Origin of the sequence: Xanthobacter nonsaccharivorans (genome assembly GCF_043194755.2) — a bacterium.
GTDB lineage: Bacteria > Pseudomonadota > Alphaproteobacteria > Rhizobiales > Xanthobacteraceae > Xanthobacter > Xanthobacter autotrophicus_G.
Map to the genome: position 1 here is coordinate 4,315,106 of NZ_CM195526.1, position 18,412 is coordinate 4,333,517.

General features: G+C 69.0%; 15 protein-coding genes. 6 read left to right on the top strand and 9 right to left on the bottom strand.

Going from position 1 to position 18,412, the window contains the following annotated elements; all coding sequences use genetic code 11:
• Positions 1-24: 24 nt before the first annotated feature.
• Positions 25-780 carry a 2-dehydro-3-deoxy-D-gluconate 5-dehydrogenase KduD gene (kduD, locus tag V5F59_RS19650; RefSeq protein ID WP_393976806.1) on the bottom strand — a complete coding sequence of 252 codons (756 nt, stop codon included), beginning with the start codon at positions 778-780 and terminating at the stop codon, positions 25-27.
• Positions 781-853: 73 nt separating this feature from the next.
• Positions 854-2,386: a D-arabinonate dehydratase gene (locus V5F59_RS19655; protein ID WP_393976808.1), complete on the bottom strand. Its 1,533-nt coding sequence runs from the start codon at positions 2,384-2,386 to the stop codon at positions 854-856.
• 123 nt (positions 2,387-2,509) lie between these two features.
• Here V5F59_RS19655 and V5F59_RS19660 point away from each other — a divergent pair, with 123 nt between their 5' ends.
• From V5F59_RS19660 to cysG, 4 genes are all read left to right on the top strand, one after another.
• Positions 2,510-3,307, top strand: a complete 798-nt coding sequence (locus V5F59_RS19660) for a GntR family transcriptional regulator (protein ID WP_393976810.1) — start codon at positions 2,510-2,512, stop codon at positions 3,305-3,307.
• 79 nt (positions 3,308-3,386) lie between these two features.
• Positions 3,387-6,365: a DNA polymerase I gene (gene polA / locus V5F59_RS19665; RefSeq protein WP_393976812.1), complete on the top strand. Its 2,979-nt coding sequence runs from the start codon at positions 3,387-3,389 to the stop codon at positions 6,363-6,365.
• 134 nt (positions 6,366-6,499) lie between these two features.
• Positions 6,500-6,844, top strand: a complete 345-nt coding sequence (locus tag V5F59_RS19670) for a RidA family protein (protein ID WP_393976814.1) — start codon at positions 6,500-6,502, stop codon at positions 6,842-6,844.
• Positions 6,845-6,960: 116 nt separating this feature from the next.
• A complete protein-coding gene (gene cysG / locus V5F59_RS19675; RefSeq protein WP_393976816.1) occupies positions 6,961-8,457 on the top strand; it encodes a siroheme synthase CysG in 1,497 nt (498 codons plus the stop codon).
• A 34-nt stretch (positions 8,458-8,491) separates the two neighbouring features.
• Here cysG and V5F59_RS19680 read toward each other — a convergent pair whose 3' ends face one another.
• The 6 genes from V5F59_RS19680 to V5F59_RS19705 all read right to left on the bottom strand — a co-directional run bounded on the left by V5F59_RS19680 (position 8,492) and on the right by V5F59_RS19705 (position 16,028).
• Positions 8,492-9,238: an SDR family NAD(P)-dependent oxidoreductase gene (locus V5F59_RS19680; RefSeq protein WP_393976818.1), complete on the bottom strand. Its 747-nt coding sequence runs from the start codon at positions 9,236-9,238 to the stop codon at positions 8,492-8,494.
• A gap of 190 nt (positions 9,239-9,428) precedes the next feature.
• Complete coding sequence (purF, locus tag V5F59_RS19685; RefSeq protein ID WP_509211116.1) at positions 9,429-10,976, bottom strand: amidophosphoribosyltransferase; 1,548 nt, start codon at positions 10,974-10,976, stop codon at positions 9,429-9,431.
• A gap of 18 nt (positions 10,977-10,994) precedes the next feature.
• Positions 10,995-11,699 (bottom strand): CvpA family protein, encoded by a 705-nt coding sequence (locus V5F59_RS19690; protein WP_393976822.1) that lies wholly within the window; start codon positions 11,697-11,699, stop codon positions 10,995-10,997.
• 108 nt (positions 11,700-11,807) lie between these two features.
• The gene (gene radA / locus V5F59_RS19695; RefSeq protein ID WP_393976824.1) at positions 11,808-13,277 is read right to left on the bottom strand and encodes a DNA repair protein RadA; all 1,470 of its coding nucleotides are present in this window, start codon (positions 13,275-13,277) and stop codon (positions 11,808-11,810) included.
• A 121-nt stretch (positions 13,278-13,398) separates the two neighbouring features.
• Positions 13,399-14,481, bottom strand: coding sequence for an alanine racemase (gene alr / locus V5F59_RS19700; RefSeq protein ID WP_393976826.1), 1,083 nt, complete (start codon positions 14,479-14,481; stop codon positions 13,399-13,401).
• Between the two features lie 65 nt (positions 14,482-14,546).
• Entirely contained in the window at positions 14,547-16,028 is a 1,482-nt protein-coding gene (locus tag V5F59_RS19705; RefSeq protein ID WP_393976828.1) for a replicative DNA helicase, read from the bottom strand.
• Positions 16,029-16,309: 281 nt separating this feature from the next.
• On the opposite strand from V5F59_RS19705, the gene V5F59_RS19710 reads away from it, so the two are divergent.
• On the top strand, positions 16,310-16,735 hold the full coding sequence (locus V5F59_RS19710; RefSeq protein ID WP_393976830.1) for a hypothetical protein: 426 nt from the start codon (positions 16,310-16,312) through the stop codon (positions 16,733-16,735).
• Positions 16,736-16,786: 51 nt separating this feature from the next.
• Positions 16,787-17,602, top strand: a complete 816-nt coding sequence (locus V5F59_RS19715) for an alkaline phosphatase family protein (RefSeq protein WP_393976832.1) — start codon at positions 16,787-16,789, stop codon at positions 17,600-17,602.
• A gap of 16 nt (positions 17,603-17,618) precedes the next feature.
• Here the strand turns inward: V5F59_RS19715 and V5F59_RS19720 are convergent, their stop codons facing one another.
• Complete coding sequence (locus tag V5F59_RS19720; RefSeq protein ID WP_393976834.1) at positions 17,619-18,161, bottom strand: SH3 domain-containing protein; 543 nt, start codon at positions 18,159-18,161, stop codon at positions 17,619-17,621.
• Between the last annotated feature and the right edge of the window lie 251 nt (positions 18,162-18,412).

Below are 18,412 nucleotides of genomic sequence, written 5' to 3' on the forward strand. Positions count from 1 at the left end.
CCGGGGCGCGCTATCGCCACTGCCCTACCGAGCGAGCCAGCCGCCATCCACCGGCAGCACGATCCCGTGCACATAGTCCGCCGCGCGGGAAGAAAGAAACACGGCCGCCCCGCCGATATCCGAGGGATCGCCCCAGCGGCCTGCGGGAATCCGGCCCAGGATCGCGGTCGAGCGTTCCTCGTCCTGCCGCAGGGCCTCGGTGTTGTTGGTGACGAAATAACCGGGGGCGATGGCATTCACGTTGATGCCCCTGCCAGCCCATTCGCAGGCGAGCAGGCGCGTTAATCCAGCAAGGCCGCTCTTGCTCGCGGTGTAGGAAGGAATGCGGATGCCGCCCTGGAAGGACAGGAGCGAGGCGATGTTGATCACCTTGCCACCCCTGCCATCGGCGAGCATGTGCCGCGCCACCGCCTGGGTGAGGAAGAAGGTGGACTTGAGGTTGACGTTCATCACGTCGTCCCAATCCGCTTCGGTGAAATCGAGGGCATCCGCCCGGCGAATGATGCCGGCGTTGTTGACGAGCACGTCGATGCGCCCGCCGGCACCGGCCTCCGCAACGATCCGCTCGATGGGGTCCAGGGACGCGAGATCGGCGGAAACGGCGGAGAAGCGGCCGCCCACATCGGCCACGCGCTCTGCCGTCTCGTCCATGGCCGAGCGGCCGACGCCTACCACTGCCGCTCCCGCGCCGCCAAGCGCCACGGCAATGGCTTGACCGAGGCCTGTGTTGGCGCCCGTCACCACGGCCCGAAGGCCGGAAAGATCGAATGGGTTGGACATCGCACTCCTGCCCACAGTTCCTTTGACCTCAGGCCCCTTCGCCGGCCGATCAGGCCGGCGCGCGCCGTGCCGTCTACATGACGGCGCCAATCTGCCAGGGAACGAACTCGGCATCGCCGTAGCCGAACTCCTCGGACTTGGTGCGGGCGCCGGACGCCACTGCCAGCACTTTCTCGAAGATCTCCCGGCCCTTCGCCTCCAGCGGCACGCCATCGAGGATGTCCCCGCAATTGATGTCCATGTCCTCCTCCATCCGGCGATAGATGTCGGAGTTGGTGGCGAGCTTGATGGACGGCGCCGGCTTGCAGCCGAAGGCGGAGCCTCGGCCGGTGGTGAAGCAGATGAGGTTCGCCCCGCCCGCCACCTGCCCGGTGGCGGCGACCGGGTCGTAGCCGGGGGTATCCATGAAGACGAAGCCCGGGGTCGTCACCGGCTCGGCATATTCATAGACCGCCTTCAGGGTCGAGGCCCCGCCCTTGGCGGCGGCGCCCAACGACTTCTCAAGAATGGTGGTGAGCCCGCCCGCCTTGTTGCCCGGCGAGGGATTGTTGTTCATCTCCCCCGCGTTGCGGGCGGTGTAATCCTCCCACCACCTGATGCGGGAGACGAGCTTCTCGCCCACCTCGCGCGTGGCGGCGCGGCGGGTGAGCAGGTGCTCGGCGCCATAGATCTCCGGCGTCTCGGAGAGGATGGATGTTCCGCCCTGCGCCACCAGCAGATCGGAGGCGACGCCGAGGGCCGGGTTGGCGGTGAGGGCCGAATAGCCGTCGGAACCACCACACTGGAGCGCGAGGACGATCTCGGATGCGGGCCGCGCCTCGCGCCGGGCCGCGGCGGCCTTGGGCAGCATCTCCCGGATGGCGCCGAGGATATGCTCCACCGTGCGGCGCGTGCCGCCTTCGTCCTGGATGGTGAGGGAGCGGAAGCCATCGCTCTCCTCCACCCCGTAATCCTGCTTGAAGCGGGCGATCTGAAACATCTCGCAGCCCAGGCCTACCATCACCACCGCGGCGAAGTTGGGGTGGGTGGCGTAGCCCCAGAGGGTGCGCGAGAGCACATCGTAGCCCTCCCCCTTGGACGCCATCCCGCATCCCGTGCCGTGGATGATCGGCACGATGCCGTCGATGCCGGGATAATCCGCGAGCAGCCCGGTGCGCTCCACCGCCTGCGCCGCGAACCGCGCCACGGAGGCCGAGCAGTTCACGCTGGTGAGAATGCCGATGTAGTTGCGCGTGCCGGTGCGCCCGTTGGAGCGGCGATAGCCCTGAAAGGTGGCGCGCTCAGCGGCCGGCACCAGCGTATCGGCCCTGGCATCGACGCAAAAGGCATAGTCGCGGGCGAAATCGTGCATCACCACATTGTGGGTGTGGATGTGCGCGCCGGGCGCGATCTGCTCCGAGGCAAAGCCGATGATCTGCCCGAACTTCCGGACCGGCGCCCCCTCGGCGATGGGCACGAGGGCGAACTTGTGGCCGCGCGGAATGCGCTGAGCGGCGGTGACGCCGGCCACCGGAGCGCCCGCCCCCACGTCATCGAGGGCGACCGCCACATTGTCCTCGCCCGAAAGCCTGAGGACACGCGGCGCCGTGCCAAGCTTCGCCTGCATTCCAAATCCTCCCGCACGCGCTTCGCTTTTCACCCAGCGAAGTTTGACCCCTCTGATATGCTAGTATATTAGTTCAGAACGAGCCACAAGCTGGCCCCCTGCGGCCAAGGGAGGGACCAAAGCATGACGGGTCTCAGGCGCATTCCCGCAGGCCGCGAGACCGTCCGACGCGAGCCCCTCCGCGCGGTGCCGGCCTCGGCCCGCATCCACACCGCCCTGCGCGACGCGATCGTGGCCATGAGCCTCGCCCCGGGCAGCGCCCTTCAGGAAAAGCAGATCGCCCTCGCCTACGGGGTCAGCCGCACGCCGGTCCGCGAGGCGATCCTGAAGCTGGCCGACGAACGCCTGGTGGACGTGTTTCCCCAGCACGGCACCTTCGTCTCCCGCATCAGCGTGGAAGCCGTGCGCGACGCCATGGTGATCCGCAGCGCGCTGGAGCGCGCGGGCGTGCGCGCGGCAGCCGAGGCCGTCGCAGCAGCACCGGCGGCAGACCGGCCCGCCCTCATGGAGCCCATCCGGTCTGCGATCCGCCGCCAGCGGATCGCCCATGACTCGGCGGCCCTCGCCGATTTCCACGCCGCGGATGAGGACTTCCACCAGGCCATCGCCGAACTCGCCGGCCATCCCAACCTCTGGCGGGTGATCCGGCAGGAGAAGGCCCATGTGGACCGCTGCCGCCTCCTTGCTTTGCCCTCCCCGCATCGCCGGGCAGCGGCCATTGCCGAGCACACGACCGTGGCGGATGCCATCGCCTCCACGGATGCGGACAAGGCCGAAGCGGCCATGGCCGCCCATCTCGGCCGCCTCATCCCCAGCCTCGACGACCTCGCAGCCGCCCACCCCGGCTATTTCGCCGACTGGCCCGACCGCGCTCCGGCGCCCGCGGGATCAGGGGGTCTCACCGGCGCGGGCGGGCGATAAGCGCACCGCCCCTTGTCCGCCATCCTCCCCTCGGGCATCGTGCGCGCCTTCAGTCGCGGATTGTTCGAAGGCTCGTTCCATGTCGCCCTCCCCCCGCCCCATCAAGCCCGGCGACCACGTGTTCCTGGTGGATGGCTCGTCCTTCGTGTTCCGCGCCTATTTCCAGTCCATCAACCAGGACCGGAAGTACAATTTCCGCTCGGACCGGCTGCCCACGGGCGCCGTCCGGCTGTTCTGCACCAAGCTGTTCCAGTTCGTGCGTGACGGGGCCGTGGGCATCAAGCCGACCCATCTCGCCATCATCTTCGACAAGTCGGAGGATTCGTTCCGCAAGGAGCTGTACCCCGCCTACAAGGCCAACCGCTCCGACCCGCCGGACGAGCTGATTCCCCAATTCCCCCTCATGCGCGAGGCGGTGCGCGCCTTCGGGCTCATCCCGGTGGAGCAGGCCCGCTACGAGGCGGATGACCTCATCGCCACCTATGCCGACGAGGCGGTGAAGGCGGGGGCGGACGTGCTCATCGTCTCCGCCGACAAGGACCTGATGCAGCTCATCGGCCCCAAGGTGGCCATGTACGACCCCGCCTCGGGCGAGAGCGGCGGGCGCGGGGCGCGGCCGGAGCGACGCATCGGCCTTGGCGAGGTTGTGGAATATTTCGGCGTGCCGCCGGAAAAGGTCACCGACGTGCAGGCCCTGGCCGGCGATTCCACCGACAACGTGCCGGGCGTGCCGGGCATCGGCATCAAGACCGCCGCCCAGCTCATCTCGGAGTATGGCGACCTCGATACGCTGCTCGCCCGCGCCGGCGAGATCAAGCAGCCCAAGCGGCGGGAATCGCTCCTGAACAACGCCGAGGCCGCGCGCATCTCCAAGCAATTGGTGACGCTGGTCCGCGACGTGGCGGTGGAGGTGCCGCTCGACAACCTCGTGCTGGAGGCGCCCGACGCGAAGCAGCTCATCGCCTTCCTGAAGGCCATGGAGTTCACCACCATCACCCGTCGCGTGGCCGAGGCCTATGGGGTGGAGGCCGGCGAGGTGGAGCCGGACCCGAGGCTCGCCCCCAAGGGCGACCTCTTCTCCCCCGGCGGCGCGGAGGAGGCGGCGCCCGCCGAGGGGAAGGCGGCTGCGCCTGCCCCCCCCGAGGCCGAGGGCACGCTCACCCCCGCCGACCTCGCCCATGCCCGGGCGCAGCAGGCCCGCGCCACCCCGGTGGACCGCAAGGCCTACCGCACCATTCTCGACATCGCCGAGCTGAAGGCCTGGTGTGCGAAGGCCATGGATATTGGCGTCGTCGCCTTCGACACGGAGACCAATTCCCTCGACCCCATGCAGGCAGATCTCGTGGGCGTCTCGCTGGCGCTTTCGCCCAACGAGGCCTGCTACATCCCGCTCGCTCACCAGGGCGCGGGGGATGGCCTGTTCAGCGAGGGCCTGCTGCCCGGCCAGATCCCCCTTGCCGAGGCCATCGCCGCGCTCAAGCCGGTGCTGGAGGACAAGGGCGCCCTCAAGATCGGGCACAATGTGAAGTACGACCAGCTGGTGCTCGCCCGGCACGGCATAAAGGTCGCCCCCATCGACTGCACCATGTGCATGTCCTACGCGCTGGACGCCGGCCGCAACGGCCATGGCATGGACGAGCTGTCCGTCCTCCACCTCGGCCACCAGCCGATCGCCTATTCGGAAGTCACCGGCAAGGGCAAGGCGCAGGTCACCTTCGACAAGGTACCGCTGGAGCCGGCCACCGCCTATGCCGCCGAGGATGCGGACGTCACCTTGCGCCTGTGGCAGGTGCTGAAGCCGCGCCTTGCCGCGGAAGGCCGCACCACCGTCTACGAGACGCTGGAGCGGCCGCTTATCCCCGTGCTCGCCCGCATGGAAAGCCGGGGCATCTCCATCGACAAGGCCATGCTGGCGCGCCTGTCCTCCGAATTCGCCCAGGGCGCGGCGCGCATCGAGGACGAGATCGCGGAGCTCGCCGGCGAACGGCTGAACGTGGGCTCGCCGAAGCAGATGGGCGACATCCTGTTCGGCAAGATGGGCCTGCCCGGCGGCACCAAGACCGCCACCGGCATGTGGTCCACCAAGGCCACCGCGCTGGAGGAGCTGGCCGAGGCCGGGCACAAGCTGCCGCAGAAGATCCTGGACTGGCGCCAGCTCTCCAAGCTGCGCTCCACCTATACGGACGCGCTGCCCAATTTCGTGCACCCGCAGACGAAGCGCGTCCACACCTCCTATGCGCTGGCCGCCACCACCACTGGGCGGCTCTCCTCCTCCGACCCCAATTTGCAGAACATTCCCGTCCGCACCGAGGAAGGCCGCCGCATCCGCCGCGCCTTCGTGGCCGAGGAGGGCAACCTTCTCGTCTCGGCGGACTATTCGCAGATCGAATTGCGGTTGCTGGCCGAGATCGCCGAGATCCCCGCCCTGCGCAGCGCCTTCACCGAGGGGCTCGACATCCACGCCATGACGGCGTCCGAGATGTTCGGCGTGCCGGTCAAGGACATGCCGGCCGAGATCCGCCGGCGGGCCAAGGCCATCAACTTCGGCATCATCTACGGCATCTCCGCCTTCGGCCTCGCCAACCAGCTGGGCATTCCGCGCGAGGAGGCCGGGCAGTACATCAAGCGCTATTTCGAGCGTTTCCCCGGCATCCGCGACTATATGGAGGAAACCAAGGCCTTCTGTCGCGAGCACGGCTACGTGGAGACCCTGTTCGGCCGGCGCTGCCATTATCCCGACATCGCCGCGAAGAACCCCTCCATCCGCGCCTTCAACGAGCGCGCCGCCATCAACGCCCGCCTCCAGGGCACGGCGGCGGACATCATCCGCCGCGCCATGATCCGCATGGAGCCCGCGCTGGACGCGGCCGGGCTCAAGGCGCGCATGCTGCTGCAGGTGCACGACGAACTGGTGTTCGAGGTGCCGGAGGGCGAGGCGGACAAGACCATCCCGGTGGTACGCCACGCCATGGAGAGCGCCGCCGCCCCGGCGGTGCAGCTCGCGGTCCCGCTGAAGGTGGATGCCCGCGCGGCGAAGAATTGGGAAGAAGCGCACTGAGGCTCTCGCGTCGGCCGCCGTTGAAGATCCGGAAAGCCGTCCACAGGCACGGCCCCTCGGCCCGCGCCACCGCGGCTGGCACACAAGCCCGCAAAATTGCTAAAGACCGCCCATCCGAACGAAAGGACCATCCCATGAGCATCGAGAGGCTCGACAAGGGCCGCCGCATGAGCGAAGCCGTGATCCACGGCAACACCGTCTATCTCGCCGGCCAGGTGGCCGAGGGCCCGGACGTGGAAAGCCAGACCCGCGCGGTCCTCGCCTCCATCGACAGCCTCCTGGCCCGCGCCGGCACGGACAAGTCGCGCATCCTCACGGCCACCATCTGGCTGTCGGACATCGCCAATTTCGCCGGCATGAACAGCGTGTGGGACGCATGGGTGGACCAGGCGAACCCGCCCGCCCGCGCCACCAGCGAGGGCAAGCTGGCCGCGCCGCAGTTCCTGGTGGAGATCATCGTGGTGGCTGCCCGCGGCTGAGCGGCGCCATCCGGCACCCCCGTCCGGCGGCGACCGCCGGACGGCGCGGATGCGTTGATCCCCGGGCCGGCCCGCCTTACGTTGAAGGACGATCCCCGTCAGGAGCACCTTGTCCCATGGCCGCATCCGGCCCCGCCACCCATGGCCCCCGCGCGCCGCGCCAGACCGGCCATGCGCGCATGGAGCAGATCGCGCGGCTGCCCGTCTTCTTCGGGCTCGAGGGCCGGCGCGTGCTGGTGGCAGGCGGCGGCGAGGCGGCGGCCTGGAAAGCGGAGCTGCTTTCCGCCGCCGGCGCACGGGTGGAGGTGATCGCCGCCCATGTGTGCGAGGACCTCTGGCGCCTCGCCGGCGCGCCGCCCCACGGCCCCATCGCCATTCACGTGCGCCCCTGGCATAAGGACGACCTCACCGGCGCCACCCTCGCCATCGGCGATTTCGAGGCGGATGAGGAAGCCGGTCGGTTCGGCGCGGCCGCCCGCGACACGGGCGTGCCGGTGAATGTCATCGACAAGCCGGCCCTGTCCGACTTCACCTTCGGTGCCATCGTCAACCGCTCTCCCCTCGTGGTGGGCATCTCCACCGATGGCGCGGCTCCAGTGTTCGGGCAGGCGGTGCGGGCGAAGATCGAGGCGCTCTTGCCGTCCGGCTTCAAGGCCTGGGCTCTGGCGGCCAAGACCTGGCGTCAGGCGGTGACCGCCCGCGGCCTCAGCCACCATGCCCGCCGCGCCTTCTGGGAGCGCTTCGCGGCCAAGGCGCTGTCCGAGCCGCATCGTGCGCCGGAGGAGGCGGACCGCGCCGCCTTGTTCGCCGCCATCGAAACCGAGGGACAGGCGCCGCATACCGGCTCGGTGGTGCTGGTGGGCGCCGGCCCCGGCGATCCGGAGCTGCTGACGCTGAAGGCGGTGCGCGCCCTCCAATCAGCGGACGTGGTGCTTTACGACGACCTCGTCTCGGGCGCGGTCCTCGATTTCGCCCGCCGCGAGGCGAGGAAGATGCTGGTGGGCAAGACCGGATACGGCCCCTCCTGCAAGCAGGACGACATCAACGCGCTGATGGTGGACCTGGCGAAGGAAGGCCGGCGGGTGGTGCGCCTGAAGGGCGGCGAGCCCATGATCTTCGGCCGTGCCGGCGAGGAAATCGCTTATTGCCGCGCCTCCGGCGTGCCGGTGGAGGTCATCCCCGGCATTTCCGCGCCGCAGGGGGCGGCGAGCCGGCTCGTCACCTCCCTGACCCATCGCGACCATGCGCGTCGGCTACAGTTCGTCACCGCCCACGCCCGCGACGGCAAGCTGCCGAAGGACCTCGACTTTGGCGCCCTCTCCGACAAGGCGGCCACCACGGTGGTCTACATGCCCCGCCGCACCCTGCCGGACCTCGTGCGCAACCTGCTCGCCGCCGGCATCGATCCCGCGACTCCCGCCATCGCCATCTTCTCGGTGACGCGGCCGGAGGAAAGGATCGTCCTCGCCGAAATCGGGACCCTGAACGAGGAGGTCACGCGCGCGATGGAAGCCGGCGCCGAGGGGCCGTGCCTCGTGCTCTACGGCTTTGCGCTGGCGGAAGCCAGCGCCAGCGCCCTCGTCGCGGATGCAGAACGCGCCGCCCTGGGCTGAGCCCGGCCGGCGCGCCGAAACGAACGGAGCGCCCTCAGGACGGCAGATGGAAGTCCAGCAGCTTGCCCTGCGGGAAATCGTAGAGCTTTCCCGTCTCCATGAAGCCGGGCAGGCACAGGGGCAGGATGGCCGCGGCGGCTTCCTCGGGGGTCGGCAGCGTCATCGGGTCCTCCCCCGGGAAGGCCTTCGCCCGCATCAGGGTGCGGATGGGCCCGGGGTTGAAGAGGTTCACCTTGAGATTGCCGGTAACGCTTTCCGCCGCCCAGGTGCGGGCCATCACCTCCAGCCCGGCCTTGGTGATGGCGTAAGGCCCCCAATAAGCGCGCGCCTTGTGCGCCGCACCAGAGGTGAGCACCACCGCCCGCCCGGTCGGCGACAGCTTCAGCAGCGGGTCGAACGAGCGCACGCAACGCCAGTTGGCGGTGAGGTTCACCGCGACGATGTCGTCCCAATCCTTGGGAAACACATGCCCGAGCGGGGAGAGCGGTCCCAGCACGCCGGCATTGGCCACGAACACGTCGAGCCGGCCGTAGCGCTGGTAGAGCGCGCCGCCCAGCCGATCGATGCCCTCGGAATCCTTCAGGTCCAGCGGCACCAGGGTCGCCGAGCCGCCCACCGCGCGGATGGCGTCGTCGATATCCTGAAGCGCCCCCTCGGTACGGCCCACCGCCACCACATGCGCCCCGGCTTTCGCGAGCTCCACCGCGGTGGCGGCGCCAATGCCGCGCGTGGCGCCGGTGACGAGGGCAATCTTCTCGGCGAGCGGCCGGTCGGCGGTCATGGAATGGTCCGTGGTTGTGACGGGAAGGCCCTGCGCCCCTCAGCGGGCGAAGGAAGAGGAGACGCAGGACCCGCAGGCCCGCCGGAAGAGGCCATCTGGTCCCTGTGCCGCGCCAGCCCTCCCCCGTCCGGCGGGAGAGAGGACCAGTCCAAGCCCCAGCTTAGATGGTCCCGGCTCAGATGGCCGCGGCTCAGCTCGCCTCGGCGAGGAGGGAGAGCTGCTGCTGTCCCACGGCGCCCGCGCGGTCGGTGAGCGGGGTGGGGTAGTCGCCCGTGAAGCAGTGATCGGTGAACTGGGGCTTCGCCGGATCGCGCGCCTCGTAGCCCATGGCGCGATAAACGCCATTGACGGACAGGAAGGCCAGCGAATCCGCGCCGATATAGCGCCGCATGCCCTCCAGGTCGTGGGTGGCGGCGAGCAGCTTGTCCCGGTCCGGCGTGTCGATGCCGTAATAGTCGGGGTGGGTGATGGGCGGCGAGGCGATGCGGAAATGCACCTCCTTGGCGCCCGCATCGCGCATCATCTGCACGATCTTCACCGAGGTGGTGCCGCGCACGAGGCTGTCGTCCACGAGGACGATGCTCTTGCCCTCCACCACCGAACGGTTGGCGGAGTGCTTCATGCGCACGCCCTGGTCGCGGATGGACTGGGTCGGCTGGATGAAGGTGCGGCCCACATAATGGTTGCGGATGATGCCAAGCTCATAGGGAATGCCCGAGAGCTGGGAGAAGCCGATGGCCGCCGGCACGCCGGAATCCGGCACGGGAACGATGACGTCGGCATTGGCGGGGCTCTCCTCCGCCAGCACCTGGCCCATCTTCTTGCGCACCTGGTAGACGGAGCGCCCGCCCACCACCGAATCCGGCCGGGCGAAATAGATGTACTCGAAGATGCAGGGGCGCGCGGCCATCTCCGGGAACGGCTTGAAGGACTGCACGCCCTCCTCGTCGATGACGATCACCTCGCCATTCTCGATGTCGCGCACGTAGCGCGCGCCGATGATGTCGAGGGCGCAGGTCTCCGACGCCAGGATGGGCGAGCCCTCCAGGGAGCCGAGCACCAGCGGGCGGATGCCGAGCGGGTCGCGGGCGCCGATGAGCTTCTTGTTGGTCAGCGCCACCAGAGAATAAGCGCCTTCCAGGGCCCGCAGGGCATCAATGAAGCGGTCGATGAAGCGCGGCTTCTTGGAGCGAGCCACGAGGTGAAGGATCACCTCGGTATCGGTGGTGGACTGGGTGATGGCCCCCTCGCGCACCAGCTGCTTGCGCAGGGTCAGGCCATTGGTGAGGTTGCCGTTGTGCCCCACCGCGAAGCCGCCGGCATCGAGCTCGGCGAACAAGGGCTGCACGTTGCGCAGCAGGGTTTCGCCGGTGGTGGAGTAGCGCACGTGGCCCACGGCGGAATCGCCGGGAAGGCGGGCGATCACGTTGGCATCGGAGAAGGCGTCGCCCACGAGGCCGAGCCGCCGCTCGGAATGGAAGCGCCGGCCGTCATAGGAGACGATGCCCGCCGCTTCCTGCCCACGATGCTGGAGCGCATGCAGGCCGATGGCCGTGATGGCCGCGGCCTCCGGGTGATTGTAGATGCCGAAGACGCCGCATTCCTCGCGCAGCCGGTCCCCGTTGAGATCGAGATCGAAGGCGCCGCGCGTCTCCGGCAGAGGGGCGCCATGCCCGTGGGGCGCCGCGGCGCCTTTTTCACCCTCGGTCTCGAGACCCTGGCTGTCGCAGTCCATCATGCACCTCCGCCCGGGCGGCTATAGGCCAACGCCGTGCGCGCTTTCGGCCGGCTGGCCCAACCCCAGCCGCCCCGATCCGCGGTACGTGCCCGCGCCCGTGGCGGATGGCTGGGCCATCGCGGCCTTGATTATGGTGCCCCCCAAATCCGTCCGCGGCCCCCCTGCGGGGGCGGCCGGAGTTGCGGGCGCATCGCCCTCCTCACCGGCGGGCGGTTTCTTTAGTTGATTAAGAATGGTGTTTCCAGGGTTATCCGGCAACTGCGCCTTCAGCCACTCCCCCATATTCTTCATGGCGGGCAGGGTTTTTGCGTTTGCAACCCATGGGGGGAGCTTCTCCGGCGGCACCAGCCAGTTGAAGAACAGAAGCGCGATCACCATGAGCAGCAGGCCGCGGGCCAGGCCAAAGAGGAAGCCCAGAGTGCGGTCCAGGGCGCCGATTCGGCTGTCCAGGACCAGATCGGAAATGCGGGCGGTGATGATCGACGCGATCAGCAGCGTGCCCAGAAAAAGAAGAGCGACCGTCACCGCAAGCGCTGCCGAGTCCTGTGAAATGTACTGCTTCACATACGGCAAGGCCTGCTTGTGGAAATACGCGGTCACGCCGGCCGCCACCACCCAGGACATGATGGAGAAGACTTCGCGCAGGAAGCCGCGAACCATCGCAAGCAACCCGGAAATCAGCATGACCGACAAAACAATAATGTCGAGCAAGGTCACAGGCATCGGCGCATTGATCCGTGGTGAGGGCGCACCGCGAGGCGCTGATGCGCGCGGCGTTCCGCCCCCCGGAGCCTCGCCGCGCGGCTGATATAGCTCGCGCGAGGCGCCGCGTCACCTTCCCTCGTCCTCCGGCCAGTCGGCGTGGGCGACGGCCCGTGGCGTCGCGTCGCGCCCGGAAGGGCTCCGCGTCTCGCGCATGGCTGGCCGACGCGGAGCGCGGGCCGCGATGCCCGCCACCAGCTCCGCCAGGGAAGAAACGGCGGTCACCGCCACCGGCGCCTCCACCCCGTCCAGCCCCCCGGCGGGAATAACGGCCCCCGCGAAGCCGAGCTTCGCCGCTTCCTTCAGCCGCGCCGGCGCCTGCGACACCTGCCGCACGGCCCCGGTGAGGCTCGCCTCGCCGAAATAGACCGCATCCGCCGGCAGCGGGGCGCCGGTGAGTGAGGAGACGAGGGCCGCCGCCACCGCGAGGTCGGCCGCCGGCTCGCCGATCCTGAGGCCGCCGGCCACGTTGAGATAGACGTCGTGCCCGCCGAGACGCACGCCGCAGCGCGCATCCAGCACCGCCAGCACCATGGAAAGGCGGTTCGGGTCCCACCCCACCACCGCCCGGCGCGGCGTGCCGAGGGAGGAGGGTGCCACCAGCGCCTGGATCTCCACCAGCACCGGGCGCGTGCCCTCCATGCCGGCGAAGACGGCGGTGCCCGGCGCCCCGGCGTCGCGGTTGGAGAGGAACAGCTCCGAGGGGTTGGCCACCTCGGAGAGGCCGCGCCCTGTCATCTCGAACACGCCGATCTCGTCGGTGGGCCCGAAGCGGTTCTTCTGCGCACGCAGGATGCGAAACTGGTGGCCGCCGTCGCCCTCGAAGGAGAACACCGCGTCCACCATGTGCTCCACCACCCGAGGGCCGGCGATCTGCCCGTCCTTGGTCACATGGCCGACAAGGATGACGCAGGCCCCCGTCTGCTTGGCGAAGCGCACCAGCAGCTGGGCGGAGGTGCGCACCTGCGTCACCGTGCCAGGGGCGGATTCCACGCTGTCCGACCACATGGTCTGGATGGAATCGATCACGACCATGTGAACCGGCGGCCCACCCGAGAGGGTGGCGATGATGTTCTCCGCATTGGTTTCGGCGGCGAGGCCCACATCGGCTTTCTCCAGGCCCAGCCGCTGGGCGCGCAGGCGCACCTGGTCCACCGCCTCCTCGCCCGACACATAGACGACGCGCTGCCCGCCGGTGGCGAGCGCCGCCGAGGCCTGCACCAGCAGCGTGGACTTGCCGATGCCCGGATCGCCGCCGATGAGCAGGATGGAGCCGGGCACGAACCCGCCGCCGGCGACCCGATCGAGCTCTCCGATGCCGGAGACGAGCCGGGGCGCGGGCTTGGCCGTGCCTTCCAGCTTCTCCAGCACCACGGCGCGGCCCTTGCGGCTGGAGCGCTGGGCGGCGGGCACGCTGGCGGCCACCGCCACTTCCTCGGCGATGGTGTTCCAGGCGCCGCACGCCTCGCACTTGCCCTGCCAGCGCGCATAGACCGCGCCGCAGGACTGGCAGATGAAGGAATGATCGCGCCGCGCCATGGGACCCCCGTGCCGCCGCGCGAATCCCCGCGGGGTAGCCGCAGTCTAGAGCCGGATCCGCCCGGATTGAATCCATCCGATCGGGCGCCCCTGGCCAGCGCGGCCCGCCCGTTCGGGACGGCTACCCACCCACGTAGCGGCGGGCATAGCGGGCGCCGAGCGAGGTGAGGACCTCGTAGCCGATGGTGCCGGATCGGGCGGCGAGGTCGTCCACACCGATGCCGTCGCCCAGGAACACGGCGGTGTCGCCGCGCTCCACCGCCTGCTCGGGGAGGTCGGTGATGTCGAGGGTGGCGAGGTCCATGGAGACGCGACCCACCAGATGGCAGCGCCGCCCGGCGAGGATCGCCTCGGCCCCCTTCACCATGTCCGAGGAGCCGCCGGCGCGGAACAGCCCGTCCGCATAGCCGATGGCGACGGTGGCAAGCCGGCTCGGCCGCTTCAGGCGTTGGACCGCGCCGTAGCCCACCGTCTCACCGGCGGGCGCGCTCAGCACCTGGATCACCTTCGCCTCGAGCCGCACCACGGGCTGCAGCGGCGGAACCCCGGCGATGGCGACGCCGCCGTAGAGGAAGATGCCGGGCCGCACCATCTCGAAGCGGAAATCCCGGCCGAGCAGCGTTCCCGCCGAATTGGCGAGGGAGGCCGGCACGCCGGGGAAGCGTCGCACCACATCGGCGAAGATCATGCGCTGGCGGGCGGTAAGCACGTGGCCTGGCATGTCGGCGCAGGCCAGATGGCTCATGATCAGGCTGGGCGTGAAGCCCAGGAGCCGAAAGGTGCCGGAGAGCTGCACGGCCTCCTCCAGCGAGAGGCCGAGACGGTGCATGCCGGTGTCCACATGGATCGCCGCCGGCAGGCTGGTGTTGCGGTCCCGGCAGAGGTCGCTCCAGTCGGAGATTTCCGGCGCGGACCCCAATACCGGCCGCAGGTCGGCGTCGGCATAAACGTCCGCCACCTCCGGCAACAGCCCGTTGAGCACGTAGATGATGGCTTCGGGCAGGAGGGCGCGCAGCTCCAGCCCCTCGCTCAAATGCGCCACGAAGAAGTTGCGAGCGCCGGCCCGCCACAGGGCGGGGGCGACCCGCGCCATGCCGAGGCCGTAGGCATTGGCCTTCACCACGGCCGCGCAATCGGACGGCGCGGACAAGGCGGCTATGGCGCGCCAGTTGTCGGCGATCGCGGACAGATCGATGGTGAGCACGGCGCCCGCCTCGCGCTCCTCGCGGGCGAAGGCCTCGGCAAGCTCCGGATCCTGCGGTGGGGGGCTCAGTGGCGCTCCGGCAGATGGTCCTCCCGCGCCAGGTTCGAGAAGCGGGTGAACTGGGGCTCGAAATGCACCTTTACGGTCCCCGTTGGGCCGTGGCGCTGCTTTCCGATGATGATTTCGGCCGTGTTCTCGACCGCCTTCATCTCGATCTCCCACTTGAACCACTCCTCTGTGCCCGGCTTGGGCTCCTTGTTTTTAAGATAATACTCCTCCCGGAACACGAACATGACCACGTCGGCGTCCTGCTCGATGGAGCCGGATTCGCGAAGATCCGACAATTGCGGCCGCTTGTCATCCCGCGACTCCACCTGGCGGGAGAGCTGGGACAGGGCGACGATGGGCACCTCCAGTTCCTTGGCAAGCGCCTTCAGGCCCGTGGTGATCTCGGTGATTTCCTGCACGCGCCCCTGCGACGAGCTCTTGCTGGAGCCCGAAAGGAGCTGAAGGTAGTCCACCACCATGAAGTCGAGCCCGCGCTGGCGCTTCAGCCGCCGTGCCCGCGCCACCAGCTGGGCGATGGAGATGCCGCCGGTGTCGTCGATATAGAGCGGCACGGTCTGCATGGTCTGGGCGGCGGCGGCGAGCTTGGAGAACTCGCTCTCGGAGATGTCGCCGCGGCGGATCTTGTAGGAGGCGATCTCCGCCTGCTCGGCAAGGATACGGGTGGCGAGCTGCTCCGCGCTCATTTCCAGCGAGAAGAAGCCGACCACACCGCCGGACACCGTCTCGGTGGCCCCGTCCGGCCGCGTCTCCCCGCGATAGGCGGCGGCGATGTTGAAGGCGATGTTGGTGGCGAGCGAGGTCTTGCCCATGGCCGGGCGCCCCGCGAGGATGACGAGGTCCGACGGCTGCAGGCCGCCCATCTGGTGGTCGAGGTCGTCGAGCCCGGAGGCGATGCCCGAGAGGTGGCCGTCGCGCTGGAAGGCCTTGGAGGCCATGTCCACCGATTCGCGCAGCGCCTCGCCGAACCGCAGGAAGCCGCCATCGTAGCGGCCCGTCTCCGCGATCTCGTAGAGGCGTTTTTCCGCCTGCTCGATCTGCCCCTGGGGAGTGGCATCGACCGGAGCGTCATAAGCCTCGTTGACGATCTCCTCACCGATGCGAATGAGATCGCGGCGGACCGACAGATCGTAGATGGTACGCCCGTAGTCCTCCGCATTGATGACGGTGGTCGCCTCCGCCGCCAGGCGGGCGAGGTACTGGGGGCCGGTCATCCCGGCGACGTCCAGGTCCGCGGGCAGGAACGTCTTCAGCGTCACCGGGGTCGCGAGCTTGCCCGCGCGCACCAGCGCCCCCGACAGCTCGAAAATGCGCGCGTGGATCGGCTCGTAGAAATGGCGCGGCTCGAGGAAGTCGGAGACACGGTAGAAGGCCTCGTTGTTGACGAGGATGGCGCCCAGCAGCGCCTGCTCCGCCTCCACATTGTGCGGGGCCTGACGGTAATTGGATTCGAGTTCGCCCTTGATGGGAAGGTCGAGCATGGGGCCGGGATCCGCTGGATGGGAAATTGGTTTAGCAAGTTCGGCGATGGCCGCACAGCGTCCGCGACGCGCGCAAACAAACCCCTACCCCTCTCCATCCCCCGCCCTTTGTCCACAGGTGGAGCACTCCGGGGATATCGGGAACACGCCGCAGCCCCCCCCCTTGCGTCACTGCCGATTATTTCCGCTCCGCCAACGTGGATCAGAGCGAGTTCCGCTTTGCTCCGTCCCCAAGGTGAGGTAGAGGCGTTCCCCGGCGGCAGAATGCAGGGGGAGTATTCATGCGGTTGGTTCGCATCGCGCGGTATCGCGCCTCCGCGCTGGCATTGGCGCTCACGCTGCTGTCCGTGCCGGCTCTGGCGCAGGGTGGCGGCGATCCGCTGGCGCCGCCGCCGGACCTTGGAGCCTCGGGCCTGCCGGTACCCGTGGACGGCACCGCCATTTACGGCCAGGGCACGCCGCCGCCGGTAGGATACATGGCCATTCCCGCCCCGCCCTCCACGTGCGCCGGCATCGCCGCGGCGGTGCGCACCCAGGGCTTCATCCTCATCCCCACCGGCAACGGCAATGCGCAGCGCTACGTGCGCGACGAGCGCTCCTGTGCCGACGACCAGGTGACCACGCCCGCCTGGATGGCGACCTCGGACAATCCGCGCTGCTTCGTGGGCTACACCTGCGGGGAGGCCAGCAACGACGGCGGGAACTGACGCGCGCCCGCGCTTCCGCCCTTCCCGAAATCGTTGACTGGCAGCCGCCCCATGCGCGTAACCCCCGACAGCATCCTGTTCATCACCGTCGATTCCTGCCGCTACGACACCTTCGCGGCCGCCGACGCCCCTGCCATGAAGTCCGTCTCCGCCCTCTACAAGGCCCAGGCTCCGGCGCATTTTACCTACGCGTCGCACATGGCCATGTTCGCGGGCTTCACGCCCGGCGTGGCGGAGCTGGAGAAGCCCTTCCTCAACCCGAAGTTCGCGCGGCTCTTCCGGCTCGACCGGGCCGGCGCTGCGGGCCATGCGCGGCCGGGCTTCTCCGTGTCGGGCGACGACATCGTCTCCGGCTTCCGAAATGCCCGCTACGCCACGGTGGGCGCCGCCGCCATGGGCTGGTTCGACCCGAAGACGCCGGTGTCGAAGAAGCTCACCGGCAGCTTCGAGCAGTTCCTGTTCACCGGCGACAAGGGCGTGAAGGCGCAGCTCGCGTTCATCGAGAAGGCGCTCTCCCGCGAGACGCGCCGGGACCTGTTCGTGTTCCTGAACCTCGGGGAAACCCACGTGCCCTATTATTTCGAGGGCGCGCCGTGGGACCGGACGGACAATCCATGCCTGCCCTTCCAGAAGGTGAACCGGGCGGAGGAATGCCGGGAGCGCCAGCGCCTCAGCTGCGAGTATCTGGACCGCCAGATCGCCCCGCTGCTGGAGCAATTCTCCGGCGCCACCATCATCGTGTGCGGCGACCATGGCGACTGCTGGGGCGAGGACGGCCTGTGGGAGCACGGCATCGCCCACCCCATGACGCTGACCGTGCCGCTGCTGATGCGCTACCGCGGGCGGCCGGTGGAAGAGGTGGTGTGACGGGGCGCGCCGCGCCTCACTCCACCTTCTCGTTGGGATAGACGCCGAACAGCTGGGACTGCGGCACGTAGCCATCGAATCCCTCGCCGATCAGGCGGCAGAACTTGCCATCGCAGGCCTTCACTCCGGCCAGCACCTTGGGCTCCAGCCGCGCCACCACGCGGGCGTCGGGGTTCGGGCTGTCGCGCAGCGGCACGGTCTCGCCCTTCAGCCACGGGGCGACGAGGGCGGTGCGCCGCAGCGACAGCATGGAGTGGTAGACCCAGCCCTCCGACCCATCGGAATCGCGGATGCGCCGCCAGGTGCCGAACTCGGCCGTGACCTCCACCGGAAGGCCGGCGCGGGTGAAGACCCAGGACACGTCGTGGTCCTTGTTGGGACCGTTGCGCACGTTCACCGTGTCCGCCTTCAGGGAGACGAAGCGCGGCACCGGCAGGCCCGAGGTGCCCTCCTCCGCCGCCCCGGCGGGGGAGGCGCCGAGCAGCGAGGTGACCGAAAGTGCCAGAGCCAGTGCAACGGCCAGGGGGCTTCGCATCAGGTGGAGGGGCATCTTCCGCATCTCGGGAACGTCCTTTCGCATCGCACCAAATATCCGGGGCTTTCGGGCGGCTTTGCGTCGTGCACCGCCGGAGGCCCCGGCCTGATGTCTCATCAAAAAGTTAGAAGGGGGTTGTCACCGCGCGCTGAATGCGCACGAAGTGCGCCGGGTCCCGCCCGGCGTCAAGGCGGCCTTTGCGCTGCCGCCTTGTGTTTCCCCGTCTGTCTGCTAGAGGGGACCTGACTGCTTAAGAATTGGGGAATGGGGAGTAA

Bases quoted from the DNA above. Each gene is read 5' to 3' on its own strand.
- kduD (WP_393976806.1), bottom strand. From the start codon at position 780: ATGTCCAACCCATTCGATCTTTCCGGCCTTCGGGCCGTGGTGACGGGC.
- V5F59_RS19655 (WP_393976808.1), bottom strand. From the start codon at position 2,386: ATGCAGGCGAAGCTTGGCACGGCGCCGCGTGTCCTCAGGCTTTCGGGC.
- V5F59_RS19660 (WP_393976810.1), top strand. From the start codon at position 2,510: ATGACGGGTCTCAGGCGCATTCCCGCAGGCCGCGAGACCGTCCGACGC.
- polA (WP_393976812.1), top strand. From the start codon at position 3,387: ATGTCGCCCTCCCCCCGCCCCATCAAGCCCGGCGACCACGTGTTCCTG.
- V5F59_RS19670 (WP_393976814.1), top strand. From the start codon at position 6,500: ATGAGCATCGAGAGGCTCGACAAGGGCCGCCGCATGAGCGAAGCCGTG.
- cysG (WP_393976816.1), top strand. From the start codon at position 6,961: ATGGCCGCATCCGGCCCCGCCACCCATGGCCCCCGCGCGCCGCGCCAG.
- V5F59_RS19680 (WP_393976818.1), bottom strand. From the start codon at position 9,238: ATGACCGCCGACCGGCCGCTCGCCGAGAAGATTGCCCTCGTCACCGGC.
- purF (WP_509211116.1), bottom strand. From the start codon at position 10,976: ATGATGGACTGCGACAGCCAGGGTCTCGAGACCGAGGGTGAAAAAGGC.
- V5F59_RS19690 (WP_393976822.1), bottom strand. From the start codon at position 11,699: ATGCCTGTGACCTTGCTCGACATTATTGTTTTGTCGGTCATGCTGATT.
- radA (WP_393976824.1), bottom strand. From the start codon at position 13,277: ATGGCGCGGCGCGATCATTCCTTCATCTGCCAGTCCTGCGGCGCGGTC.
- V5F59_RS19705 (WP_393976828.1), bottom strand. From the start codon at position 16,028: ATGCTCGACCTTCCCATCAAGGGCGAACTCGAATCCAATTACCGTCAG.
- V5F59_RS19710 (WP_393976830.1), top strand. From the start codon at position 16,310: ATGCGGTTGGTTCGCATCGCGCGGTATCGCGCCTCCGCGCTGGCATTG.
- V5F59_RS19715 (WP_393976832.1), top strand. From the start codon at position 16,787: ATGCGCGTAACCCCCGACAGCATCCTGTTCATCACCGTCGATTCCTGC.
- V5F59_RS19720 (WP_393976834.1), bottom strand. From the start codon at position 18,161: ATGCGGAAGATGCCCCTCCACCTGATGCGAAGCCCCCTGGCCGTTGCA.